The sequence below is a fragment of the Streptomyces sp. NPDC043870 genome (genome assembly GCF_056435785.1).
The window spans coordinates 1-12085 of sequence record NZ_JBWKDT010000048.1 but is presented as its reverse complement, the minus strand read 5'-3'; the positions used below and the strand labels follow the sequence as shown (position 1 = coordinate 12085).

Below are 12085 nucleotides of genomic sequence, written 5' to 3'. Positions count from 1 at the left end.
CAGTCGTCCTTGGAGTCGAGGAGCTGAGGGAGGTCTGGGGCTGAAGGCGTTCACCGTGCGAGGGCGAGCGCCGTGCGGCCCGCCACCTGCTCGAGGGCGGCCTCGGCCACCCGCCGGCCGAGGTGCTCGGCGGTCCGCAGATCCGCCCCGGAAGGGGAGTCGTCCGGGCCGAGGTCGGACGGCGACTGGGCCATCGCGCCGAGGAAGCCGCCGAGGCGGTTGAGGTCCTCCGGGGTCCCGTTCGTGGAGTACTCACCGCCGGGCGGCAGGCCCAGCGAGACCCAGTTCATGCCGTGCTGCGCGGCGAAGACGGAGAGGGAGACCAGGACGTTCAGCTTGTCGCCGTTGACGCCGGCGGAGTTGGTGAAGCCGGCGGCGAGCTTTCCGGCCCAGCCCTGCTCCATCCAGACCGGGGCGCTGGCCTCGGCGAAAGCCTGGAAGACGGCGGACTGGCTGCCCATATAGGTCGGTGTACCGAAGACGATCGCATCGGCGGCGGCGAGCGTCTCCCACAGCCGGTCGCCCACGACGGCCACGTCGCACAGCTCGGCCTGGGCTCCGGGCAGCGACCCGGCTCCGGCGGCGACCGCACGAGCCTGGCGGGCGGTGTGGCCGTAGCCGCTGTGGAAGGCCACGGCGACGGTGATGTTTTCGGGCACGGTGAAGTCCTCGCAGGTCTGAATAGTCGGCGGGCACGTTTCCCACCACCGGACGAGATAGTAGCCGACCGGTCAACTAAAGACCAGGGAGCAAATAGTCGACCGGCCGTATACTCATCGTCATGGGACGGACGAGCATGGCACGAACGACTGCTGGACGCGGCCTGCGGCCTGATGCTGAGCCGCGGTTACGGCACGATCGGCGTCGCCGAGATCTGTGCCCGCGCGGACGTGAAGAAGGGCAGCTTCTACCACTTCTTCGAGTCGAAGCAGGCGTTGACGATCGAGGCCATAAACGCGCACTGGGCGGCCCAGCGGCCCGGTTGGGTGGCGGCCTTGCACGGCAACGGGCCGGCGGAGGACCGGCTGGAGCGGCTCTTCCTCGACCAAGCCGCAGCCCAGCGCGCGGCGAAGAACGAGGGCGGCGCGGTCAGCGGGTGCCTGTTCGGCAATCTGGCGCTGGAGATGAGCACCCAGGACGCGGTCGTCCAGGCCCGGCTGGCAGAGATCTTCGACGAGCAGACCGACCTGGTTCACGCCACGCTGACGGATGCGGCGAAGCAGGGCACCATCCCGTCCCCTGCCGCGACCCGCACCACCGCCCGCGCGGTGCTCGCCCAGCTGGAGGGCATGGTCATGTTCGCGAAGCTGACGAACGACCCCTCCGTACTGGACGGGCTGTGGTCGCAAGCCTCCCGGCTCCTGAGGAGCTAGGACGTCTCGTTTGGATCAGGCCGGATCAGCGAGCAGGGGTCTGGTGCATGGGATCTCCCCAGGCCCGCAGGGCCTAGGGGACGCATCGCAAGGCGGAGGAACGAGCCAGTGCGGAGCAGCAGGGGCGAGGCGTGCGTGCACCTCTTTCGCAAGCCGAGATGCGGACTCGTCCATGGAGATGGACATGGACGAGGAGGCCGGTCGCAACGGCAGCTGGCCCGCTCGGCGTGCACGGTCATCCGCAGCCCTTCAGAGAGCTCGACACGGACGGCACCGTCGAAGACATCGCGCCACCGCGCGGGCGCGCCTGGCCATCCCTCACCGATCAGCGAACACGCCACCGGGGCGGTGCGCCACCTCTCGCTTTCGCGCTCGGTCGGCCGCCTCCCCGCTGGGACGACAGCGCCGCCTCAACCGGCCCGTGGGTCCCAGTCGTTTACCTGCACAAAGGCTCGACACGTGGACAGCGGGCCGGGTCGTTTTCAGTTCGGTCAGTTTGCGAACCGGCCCGGCGGAACCAGCCGAGGCTGCTGCCCACCCCAATCCGATCCCCGTGTCCCCAATACGTCCCCAACAACCTTCGCTGCTGCCCCGAGGACAGCCGCACTCGTGCCGACGACCAACTTGATCGATCACAGAACCGCACGTCAGAGCGTCGGCCGGCTGCCCCAGCGAAGGAGGCGGACACCGCGCCTCATCGATATAAGCAGCGGATTCCCTCCGTTGAGGCAAAGTTTCAGACCCCGACCGCGGAAGTAACGTTTCCGCAGGTCAGGACCCTGGCTGGTGGGGCGGGTGGGACTCGAACCCACGGCCGACGGATTATGAGTCCTTTTCTGATCTTCCGATCCGTCCCCACTCTTGCCTCGATCTTCCTATAACCGCAGGTCATAGGCACTTCGCCGTTCTGGCTCTGCGCCGGCCTTCCTGATCCTTCCGAGTCCTTCCGTCCACTGCATGTCCACTGGCGGATCCCCCGTGAGCCCTCCCGAGGGGGCGCCTGCGGTACCTGCCTGGATCGACGCAGGCCGCGCGGTGGGCGAAGTCGAGGATTCGAACTCGCGCGCAGCAGAGTGCCTTTCCGTCGTGCCGGGCTACGACCGCTGTTGTCAGTGGCGCCTCATAGACTGCCGTCAACTGCTCAGATGGGGGGCATGCGTTGGCAACGATTCCTGTTCAGAAGCGCCAGGCACAGGATCCGGACTCGAGCGTGCCACGACTGGTAACCGTGGTCGACCGGGTACTGGAGGGCGATGTAGTACTGCCCAAGTTCCAGCGGAACTTCGTTTGGACTCGGCAGCAGATTCTCGATCTGCTTGACTCCGTAGCGCGTAACTACCCCATCGGCAGCATCCTTCTATGGCAGAGCACCGAGCAGCTTGCGAGTGAGCGCACGGTCGCCGGGCTGACCGTCGGCGAGCACCGCCACGGCTATCCGGTGAACTACATCCTCGATGGACAGCAGCGACTGGCGACGATCTGCGGGGCGCTGCACTGGGCCCCGGATGATGACGCCGAGAGTAACTGGAACATCGTCTACGACCTCGAAGAGCAGGCGTTCAGGCATACGGACACCCTGGAGGACCCACCCGCGCACATCATCCCGGTCCGGCTGCTCTCCAACGGCTTCCTCTTCGCCAACCGTGCTTCGAAGCTCGGCTCTGCGGACCTGCAGGAGCGGGCCGAGGAGCTGTACAACCGCTTCTCGAACTATCAGATTGCCGTAGTCACCCTCCGGGGCATGCCGTCGACTGAGGTTGCGAAGGTCTTCGAGCGGATCAACAGCACCGCGACCCCGCTCACCGTCGTCGACCTGATGCGGGCGGCGACCTGGAGCCCGGAGTTCGATCTCAAGGACGAGATTGACGAGTTGCTCGAGGTCCTGAGCCGGAAGCAATACGGCAAGGTCGACACGAAGACCATGCTGCGCACAATCTCCGCCGCTGCCGGGTTCGGATTCTCTCGCGAGGACATGAACCAGCTGCGGAACCTGAACAAGGATGAGCTGGAGGCGGCGGTCAAGGCCGCCGTCGAAGCATCCAAGCTCGCCGTCGACTTCCTGACCACGCATGTCCGTACGCCCCGCGCTGCTGCGCTGCCCTACTACAACCAGTTCGCGGTCCTGGTCGAGATCTTCCGCCAGGTGCCGAAGGCCACGGCGGCCCAGTACGACGCCATCGAACGATGGTTCTGGCTCACCGCCAGCGGCGAGTACTTCAAGGGGTGGAACGCGCGGCAGATGGCGGACGACCGCGAGGCGGTCCACAGCTTTGCCTCGGGTCGGACCGATGAGATCGAGGTCAGTGCGGGCGTGCCGCGCAGCGTCCTGTGGCGCCGCAACCAGTTCAGGGCCACGAACGCCCCGTCGAAGTTGCTGGGTCTGTTGCTCGCCGAGGCCCACCCGCTGGACCTCCGCAACGGTCGCCGGATCGACACGGACAAGGCACTGTCCTGGCAGAACGACAAGGAGTTCCACCACTTCTTCCCGAAGTCGTTCCTGAAGAAGCAGGGACTCAACGTGAGCCAGGCCAATGTCTGCGCCAACTTGATCATGCTGAGCTCTGTATCGAACATCGCTATCAGCGACCAGCCGCCATCGGTCTACTTGAAGGATCTGTGCGAGACCCAGGGCAAGGAGACGATTCGCAAGCGCCTGGCGACCTGTCTCATCGAGGAGGATGCCTTCGAAGCCGCCCTGCGGGATGACTATGAGGGCTTCCTCCGTGCGCGCTCCGAAACCCTCCACAAGCGCCTGATGGAACTCATCGGCTCGCCAGCAACCGGAGCACAGGAGCATGTGGTGGTCCCCGACGACGGCGAAAGCGGGGGCCGCGATACGGACGAGCCGATTGACCGCGACTCCGCGGACTGAGTAGGGCATACGGATGCGTGTCAAAGACATACCCTCAGCCGACCGTCCGCGAGAGAGGCTGTGGGCGCGTGGCGCGGAGGCGCTCGCCGACCGAGAGCTTCTCGCGCTCCTTTTAGGCTCGGGTATTCCGGGGCAGGACGCGGTCCAGCTGGCCGGCGAGCTCCTCGCAGCGCACGGCGGGCTCCGCGGCCTGGCCCAGGCCGACCCGCAGGCTCTTGTGCATCTGCCGGGCATGGGCCAGGCGAAGGCGGCACGGGTCGCGGCGGCCTTCCATCTGGCTCGCCGCCTGCAGAACACGAACCTGCACAGCCCTGACCGGGTCACGACTACGGCCGATCTCGCCGCGGTCACCGCACCACTGCTCCGCGGGCTTCGCCACGAGCGCGTAATCGTTGTGGCCTGCGACGCGTCAGGCAAGGTCCTCCGAGTCGCCCGCCTGACCGACGGCGCCACGGACCGCAGCCTGATCCCGGTGCGCGACACTCTCGCCTTGGTCCTGTCGGCTGGCGCCTCGTCCTTCGGCGTGGCCCACAACCACCCCTCGGGCAACCCCGAACCGAGCATGGCCGACCGCCAGGTGACCGACCGCCTGCGGGATGCGGCGCAGACGGTCGGACTACGGTTCCTTGATCACGTGGTCATGACGGACAGCGCCTGGCGCCGGGTCACAGCTGGCCGGTGAAGGCGGCGTTGAGGATGGAGGGCCGCAAGGCGGCGAGCGAGGGCTCGCCGTATGCGGTGTTCAGCTTCTCCGAGAGCCGGTCGAGGGTACTCGCGACATGGTCCTGCACAGGGCGCGGGGGAAGCGGGATCGTCAACGCCTCGAACCGCTTCCGGCCGAGGGTTCGGTTGCGCTCGGCGCCTGCCGAGCATGCAGACCCGACGAGCGCCAATCCCTGCCGGCTCAGCAGGAAGTGCCGGAGGTAGCTCGTGTTCGCTCGATCATCAACTGGCAGATAGAAGAAGAACCGATTCGATGCGATGTACCCTGCGTCCTCTGCCTGCGTAACGGAAATTCCTCCCTCCCACGCCATGAGATTGCTCAGGGCAAGTGCCCCCTCGGGGAATGTGAAGTAGCTAAGCTTACTCAATCCGTCCGGGGAGACGTCGGGATGGTGAATGATGCCCCGACCGAACGACCGGATGCCGATGGTTCGGTAGATGCCAGCTTCGTCAATTTCTATCGGCGTGCGCGTGAAAGTCAGGGTCTCGCCAATCCGAGCCGATTCATTGGCGCTCGCCACGGCTGAATCGATGAGCGACTCGACTAGGCTCGAGTGAATAGCTTTCAGATGATCACGCAGTTTGACTACGGAATCTACACGGCCTACCACTGCATCCAGCTTGTCGGCAATACGACGTTGCTCCACAAGGCTAGGGAAGGGGACATGTGTCGCCAAGAGAGTATCGGGTGTAGTCCGCTTACGTCGGACCATCGAACCTCGAGGGGTGAGTTGCTCCCAGAGAGTCGGCCAAGAGACAAGGTACTTCAGATACCGCGGATCCGCGACGTCTTTATTGATGTCAAAGACAGGGTACTCCGAGGAGACGAAAGCTCCCGAGAACTCCTCCGAAACGACGGCCAGAGCCCCTTCCCATGCGTTGAGCTTACTCATGACGAGTTGCCCAGTCTCGAGTGGGGTGAGGTTGCGGTACGAAGTTTCGGATCCCGAGATGGGGGAACGTCGAATCAATCCCTTGCCAAAACTATAAATCCCGGCGATTCTGTATTCGGTTTCAGGAACTACTGGAACACTGCCCATGAACTTCGCTAGGGCAAATCCGAGGGGCCTCTGTGGTAGGTCTGTCATCAGAGATGCCTCAATTCATCCTTCAGCTCGCCCAATAGGTCCAGGATCTCCCGCTCCGTCTTGATCAGTTCGTTCAGAATATCTCCCGGGGAGCGGTGCGTTAGGTCACCACCGGCCCGCGGATTGGACAGGTCGAGGTTGTACCCGCCCTTCGCGATCTCGCTCGCGTCGACCTTCCAGGCGCACTCCGTGGCCTCCCGCCCGGTTCGCCCCTCACCGCCCCACCACTTGGCGCACGCGGCGAACTCCTCGTAGCGCATGGGCTTCGTCTTGCTGTAGCCTCTCCGACCCTCCGGCAAAGGGACCTCGTAGAACCAAGTCTCCTTCGTCGAGCCGGCCTTCTCGAAGAAGAGCAGATTCGCGGGGATCTGCGTGTATGGGGCGAAGACGCCCTGGGGGAGGCGCACAATCGTATGCAGATTGCACTCCCGCATCAGCTTCTGTTTGATCTTTGCACCCACGCCGCCGCCGAAGAGCACGCCGTTCGGCAGGACGATCGCGCAGCGGCCGCCGGGCTTGAGTCGCTCGATGACGGAGTAGAGGAAGAGCCAGGCGGTCTCGTGCGTTCCGACGCCAGCCGAGTCGAAGGCAGCCGCTACCGACTTCTCCTCCTCACCGCCGAACGGAGGGTTGGTGAGCACCACGTTCACGCGGTGCTTTGGGCTGCTCTCCTCCCTCATCTTGCGCAGCGCGTTCGTGCGGATCACGTTCGGCGCGTCGATCCCGTGGAGGAGGAGGTTCATCATCCCGAGCAGATACGGGAGCGGCTTCTTCTCCATGCCACGGATATTGTGGTGGAGTTCGGCCAGTTCCGCCTGGGAGCGCGGGAGCTCCTTCAGCTCCTCGTAGGCCTCCACGAGAAAACCGCCCGTACCGCAGGCCGGGTCGAGGATGGACTCGCCCAGCTTAAGGAAGCTCTGTTCCACCATGAACCGGATCACCGGTCGCGGGGTGTAGAACTCGCCCGAGTCACCTGCGGCGTCCCGCATCTCCTTCAGGATTGATTCGTAGACGAAGGCCATCGTGTGGATGTCATCAGCGGAGTCAAAGTTGATGTCATTGACTACGTTGACGAGGTCGCGCAGCAAGGTGCCCGAGAGCATCCGGTTGTTGACGTCCTGGAAGATGGTGGAAATCACATTCCTCGGATCTCCCTCCTCATCGCTTTTTAGGTCACGCAGATACGGGAGAAGTTTCATGTTGACGAAGTCGAGGAACTCCTTCCCCGTGAACTCGGTTCTTGCTCCCCAGCTCTTCCAGTCGTATGGCGGCTGGATCACACGCTCGTAGCCAAGGATCTCCGCATCCCGCTCCTCCTCCACGCACACATCAAAGGCTCGGAGGAACAGAATCCACGTCAGCTGAGGCAGGCGGTCCAGGTCACCGTTGAGGCCGGCGTCCTTGCGCATGATGTCGCGCGCCGACTTGATGGCCGACTGAAGTTCCCCGCGGGTTCGCTTCTTGGGCTGGGCGGGTACGTCAATGGCCAGTTGGTTGGTAGTGTCCTGCGGCGGCATCAGTCTTCCGTTCCGGTGGAGGCGTTCACAACTCGCGCCCAGAATTCGCGCACTGCGGTCAGCGCGCCGGCCAAGGTCGCTGTTGTCTCAGTCAGTCCCTCGGCGAGGGGTGGGTACGTTTCCCGCCACAGCGGTGGTGGGTCGGGAATCAAATGAGGGACGGCATGCGTGTCCCGGATCGTGAAGACATGCCGCACTACGCCGTACAGCTCCACGTCGGCGGCCATGCCCGTCTCGATCAGCAGCACGAGATCAGCTAGGTCCTTGACTCTCGTATTAGGGCGGTCACCGTATTCACGTGTGAGGGCATGGAGCTTTTCAGCGAAGTGCTGCCGCCGGTCCACCGCCTCGATCGTCCGGGCGGGGATTCCGGCAAAGTCCAGTGCACCGAGGAGCGGCAGGCGCTCCGTGCCCGCCACCTCCTCGCCGCGGGCGGCGACGTCGATCCGGACACCGGCGAAGGACTTACCGCCAAGGCCAGCTTCGATGGAGAACCTCCACGCCGGGCGCCCCCCGGTATCAGCGGCCAGCTCCACCGGCGCGGGAACCCGGAAGGTGAACCAGTCTCCGTCCGGGTCTTCTGCAAGCGCATCGAGCAGTGCCTCGCGAAGCGTGCCGCCAGTCAGTCCCGTTTCCCGGATGGCGAGGTCCATGTCCTTGGTCGCTCGGGCCCGATTCCGGAGCCGGAACTCAAGCGCGGCCCCGCCCTTGAGGATCCACTCGGCCTCCGAATCGGCTGAGAGCCGTGCCGCGATGCGGTCGAAGACCACTCGGCGGCGCAGGCGTCCCAGATCTGTGGGATCGGTCTCCGACTGGCGCTTCAGCCTCGCCTCCAGCGCCCTACGGAGTGCGACGGCGTCCTGGTACCGCTTCTCCCTCACTCCGTCACCTCCCTTAGCGCACGCTCTACGCCGAGTTCGGCTCGCGCTCCGAGTTCCTGGGCCGCGTGCAGGAGGCGGCGTCGGGTGGTCAGGCCCCGCGAGAGGGCGTCGTTCACTGCGGAGTCGACTACGTCTTGATCGACCGCGTCAGCCGCGCTCTCCGTGATGGCCCGCAGGGGTGTGGTGACCTTGAAACCCTCGTGTTGTTCGATGTCCGCAGCGCCGAGAGTGGCGCGGTGGAGGACGACAGCCGAGTCCTTAGCACGAAAGCTCGGAGGTACGGTCAGGTGGATCTCCGCCGGGTTGGCGATGCCCAGGTCGTGTACAGCAAGGGCTGTCGTGTGTGACACCACAGCCTGGTCCCGGCTCCAGAGGGACCAGCGGACCAGGTGGTCAGTGTCGGTGCTCGGCAGGTCGAGATACTCGCGGAAGCGGTAGATGCCGCGATCGACACGGATCCAGTTGCGCCGACCGACGTGAAAGTGCTGGGCCTGGTAGGAGTAGCCGGCCTTGAGCGCCTGGGCAGCCGTGAAGTAGCCGCGTTGGCTGGCGGCGGTGCGCCATAGACGGTCGCGAGTCGTGTCATCACCGAGCACCGTGAGAGCGTAGCAGAAACACTCCTCCTAGTTTCCTTGAGCTTCACGAAAACCCCTACGTGAAACTAAAAGTAGGATGTAGTTACGCGACGTCGAAGATCCGCTTAGCCAGGTCGTCGATCGCCTCGTGCATCTGCGGCGCCCCGCCGAACCGCGCAGCCAGCTGCCGGACCGTACCCAGATGCCGGAAGGGTGGTACACGCAGCGCGCCGGCTTCCAGCTCGGTGGAGCCCTTCTCGGTGAAGCGGTCCAACAGCACATCCAGCACCTCACGCGCCTCAGGTGCGAAGCTCTTGAGGAACTGATCGTGCTCACGGCGTACCCGGTGGGCCCGCTCGGACCGGCTGATCAGGGGCAACTCCCAGGCCGCGTTGATCAGCAGATCAACGGGGTCGGCCTCGGGGTGGTCGAGCTTGCGCAGCAGGTCCTCCTCCGTGATGCCGATCTCTTCGCTGTTCAGGCGCTCGCGCAAGATGTTGCGACTCTTGGCGGTGGCCCACTGCGTCCTCAGATCCGTCGGCGACAGCTTCAGCTCCAGCACTCGGTCATGCACGTATTCCCGGTAGTGGACCATGCGCATGGACTGGCCGTCAGGGTGCAGCTGGTAGTGCATGTCGTTCCAGACGAAGACCTCCACGCCGTTGACGTAGATGCGTCGGGTGCCACGACTCTGGATCTCATCGACGCGATCCTCGTCCGTGATCATCGTCCCGTCGTCATCCGCGGGCAGTGTGCCTCCCTCCCCCGACTGGAAGTCCGCGTCGGGTTCTGCGACCTCTTCGGCGGGGCCGTCCGGGCTCTCCAGCTCTTCGCGCTCGATCAGCTCTCCCTGCTGGTCTGTCCGGTCATTGATGACTCTCAGCGGCGGGCCGTCGAACTCGGGATCATTGAACAGAAGAGTCGCATCAACGAAGTCGATGATGTCGAAGGACCCTTTGTCGATGTCCAGGCACAGCCGGGTGCCTCGCCCGATGATCTGCTTGAACTGCGGCATGGAGTTGATCCGGCGCACGATCACGATGTTGCGGGCCGAGGGGATGTCGACGCCGGTCGTCAGCATCTGGCTGGTCACGGCGATCACGGGCTCGTCGGTGTCGTCCCGCCGGAACCGGTCCAGAAGCTCCCTCCCCGGCTTCCCGTCGTCATCGGTGATTCGGCAGACATAGTCCGGGTAGCGCGCGACGAGGTCGAGGTTCGCCTGGTTGAGTGCGGCGACCATGCGGTGTGCGTGATCGTTGTTCTCACAGAAGACGATCGTCTTCGCCATCCGGTCCGTATCGGCCAGGTAGTTCGTGAGGTACCGGGCTACTTCCTCGGTGCGTTCCTCAATGGCCAGGGACTTCTCGTAGTGGCGCTGGGTATAGACCCGGTCCGGGATAGGGTTGCCGGAAGTGTCGAGCTGCCCAGGTTCGGGCTTGAAGCCCGTCATGTCGACATTCAGGTGGACCCGCCGCAGACGGTACGGGGCCAGGAAACCGTCCTCGATTCCGTCCTTCAGGGAGTACTCGTAGACCGGCTCACCGAAGTACCCGTAGGTATGCCGCCCCGAGTCCGCGATCGGCGTCGCGGTCAGGCCGAGTTGTACGGCCTCCGAGAAGTGGTCGAGGATGCCCCGCCATTTGCTCTCTTCGGCCGAGCTGCCGCGGTGGCATTCGTCCACGATGATCAGGTGGAAGTAGTCCGGACGGTACTGGCTGAAGAGCGCAGCTTCGTCCCCTCTGCCGCTGTCCAGCGACTGGTACAGCGCGAAGAATATCTGCCGCGCGCGCTGCACCCCTCCGCTGATCTTGTGGACGACGTCTCCGAAGACTGGCTCGAAGTAGTCGTCTTTCGGCTGGTCAACCAGGATGTTGCGATCAGCCAGGTAGAGCACGCGGGGCTTCTCGCCTCCGTTCCACCCGCTCTCGCGCAACTTTGAGACCAGCTGGAACGCAACCATGGTCTTACCGGTGCCCGTGGCCAGCGTCAGCAGGATCCGCTTCTGGCCGCGGGCTATCGCCAAGAGGGCCTCGTTGACCGCTCGACGCTGGTAGTACCTGGGGCGTTTGGGGGTGAGGTCGTTGTTGCGCAGGCGATGGTCGAACGGGGCGAGGATGAGCTCGCGCTCCAGATCGGTTGTGATCTCCTTCTCGCCGCAGTACCGCTGCCAAAGTTCCTCTGGGGACGGGAAAGACGACACCCGGTGCCGGTTGCCACCGATCTCGATCTCCCAGATCTCGATGCCGTTCGTGGCGTAAGCCACAGGTAGACCCAGTCTGCGGGCATACCGCTTGGCCTGCTCGATACCGGCCGCGACATCGACACTCGTCCGCTTGGCCTCGACCACCGCGAGGGGCACGTCGTCGCGGTACTCCAGAACGTAGTCCGCTATCAGCGCCCGCTCACGCCGATGCCGCCGCGGCGATACCACGAGCTTGCCGTCGTTGATCGAGTACTGCTCACGGATCTGATCTCTGCTCCAGCCCACCGCGGTCAGCGCCGGCAGCACGAAGGCCCGGCACGTCTCCTGCTCGCTCAGTCCCCCTGCGCTCGTCATGCAAGATTCATACATCAGGGACAGAGGTAAGAAGGGTGAAAATTCGTCACCCGAGTAAGGAATCCGGGCTCCAGCGATCCGAAACGCCACCGTCCGGCCTCGTGTCCGCTTGACGTGGCGGCTCGCCTCCGTCAAGCGGCAGCCGACAGCGCCCCACAACCAAGGCAGCACCTTGGACTGGCGTCCAGTCGATGGGCGGGCGCCGAAGCCCCCGACGCCCACGGCGGGCGAGTCGAGCAGCAGTTTGGAAAGACATCTGGCAGACAGGGTTGGAGCGGGACGGCGGCCAGGCCGCGCGCGGCCGACGCCCCGCCTCCGTTTCCTCGCGTCCACTGAGCGTCCACTCGATCTTGCTTTTTGACTCCGCTGGGTAACCTCCAGCAGATGAGCTCGTTCCGCATTACTGCAGGTCAGCGACTCAGCGCACCTTCGGTGCGCGCCGGGGGCGTGGTAAATGCCGTGGCGCGCGCCGAAGGTGCTTCTGTCTGCCCTGACGTGG

General features: G+C 64.7%; 9 protein-coding genes. 3 read left to right on the top strand and 6 right to left on the bottom strand.

Annotation, left to right across the window (positions count from 1 at the left end; genetic code table 11):
- Window positions 1-50: 50 nt before the first annotated feature.
- Window positions 51-659, bottom strand: a complete 609-nt coding sequence (locus AC0699_RS34370; protein WP_478668283.1) for a flavodoxin family protein — start codon at window positions 657-659, stop codon at window positions 51-53.
- 174 nt (window positions 660-833) lie between these two features.
- On the opposite strand from AC0699_RS34370, the gene AC0699_RS34365 reads away from it, so the two are divergent.
- The 3 genes from AC0699_RS34365 (at window position 834) to radC (ending at window position 4927) form a co-directional block, all read left to right on the top strand.
- Window positions 834-1373 (top strand): TetR/AcrR family transcriptional regulator, encoded by a 540-nt coding sequence (locus AC0699_RS34365; protein ID WP_478668280.1) that lies wholly within the window; start codon window positions 834-836, stop codon window positions 1371-1373.
- A 1159-nt stretch (window positions 1374-2532) separates the two neighbouring features.
- The gene (locus AC0699_RS34360; RefSeq protein WP_478668278.1) at window positions 2533-4245 is read left to right on the top strand and encodes a GmrSD restriction endonuclease domain-containing protein; all 1713 of its coding nucleotides are present in this window, start codon (window positions 2533-2535) and stop codon (window positions 4243-4245) included.
- A 13-nt stretch (window positions 4246-4258) separates the two neighbouring features.
- Window positions 4259-4927 carry a RadC family protein gene (gene radC / locus AC0699_RS34355; protein WP_478668276.1) on the top strand — a complete coding sequence of 223 codons (669 nt, stop codon included), beginning with the start codon at window positions 4259-4261 and terminating at the stop codon, window positions 4925-4927.
- Here the strand turns inward: radC and AC0699_RS34350 are convergent.
- The 5 genes from AC0699_RS34350 to hsdR all read right to left on the bottom strand — a co-directional run bounded on the left by AC0699_RS34350 (window position 4911) and on the right by hsdR (window position 11586).
- Window positions 4911-5615 carry a restriction endonuclease subunit S gene (locus tag AC0699_RS34350; RefSeq protein WP_478668274.1) on the bottom strand — a complete coding sequence of 235 codons (705 nt, stop codon included), beginning with the start codon at window positions 5613-5615 and terminating at the stop codon, window positions 4911-4913. The two genes, radC and AC0699_RS34350, sit on opposite strands and share 17 nt — an antisense overlap.
- Before the next feature lie 440 nt (window positions 5616-6055).
- Window positions 6056-7573 carry an HsdM family class I SAM-dependent methyltransferase gene (locus tag AC0699_RS34345; RefSeq protein ID WP_478668272.1) on the bottom strand — a complete coding sequence of 506 codons (1518 nt, stop codon included), beginning with the start codon at window positions 7571-7573 and terminating at the stop codon, window positions 6056-6058.
- Window positions 7573-8454: a nucleotidyl transferase AbiEii/AbiGii toxin family protein gene (locus tag AC0699_RS34340; RefSeq protein WP_478668270.1), complete on the bottom strand. Its 882-nt coding sequence runs from the start codon at window positions 8452-8454 to the stop codon at window positions 7573-7575. The genes AC0699_RS34345 and AC0699_RS34340 overlap by 1 nt, the downstream gene beginning before the upstream one ends.
- Window positions 8451-9050: a type IV toxin-antitoxin system AbiEi family antitoxin domain-containing protein gene (locus tag AC0699_RS34335; protein WP_436767929.1), complete on the bottom strand. Its 600-nt coding sequence runs from the start codon at window positions 9048-9050 to the stop codon at window positions 8451-8453. The genes AC0699_RS34340 and AC0699_RS34335 overlap by 4 nt, the downstream gene beginning before the upstream one ends.
- Before the next feature lie 82 nt (window positions 9051-9132).
- Entirely contained in the window at window positions 9133-11586 is a 2454-nt protein-coding gene (gene hsdR / locus AC0699_RS34330) for an EcoAI/FtnUII family type I restriction enzme subunit R (protein ID WP_478668410.1), read from the bottom strand.
- Between the last annotated feature and the right edge of the window lie 499 nt (window positions 11587-12085).

Bases quoted from the DNA above. Each gene is read 5' to 3' on its own strand.
- AC0699_RS34345 (WP_478668272.1), bottom strand. From the start codon at position 7,573: ATGCCGCCGCAGGACACTACCAACCAACTGGCCATTGACGTACCCGCC.
- AC0699_RS34365 (WP_478668280.1), top strand. From the start codon at position 834: ATGCTGAGCCGCGGTTACGGCACGATCGGCGTCGCCGAGATCTGTGCC.
- hsdR (WP_478668410.1), bottom strand. From the start codon at position 11,586: ATGACGAGCGCAGGGGGACTGAGCGAGCAGGAGACGTGCCGGGCCTTC.
- radC (WP_478668276.1), top strand. From the start codon at position 4,259: ATGCGTGTCAAAGACATACCCTCAGCCGACCGTCCGCGAGAGAGGCTG.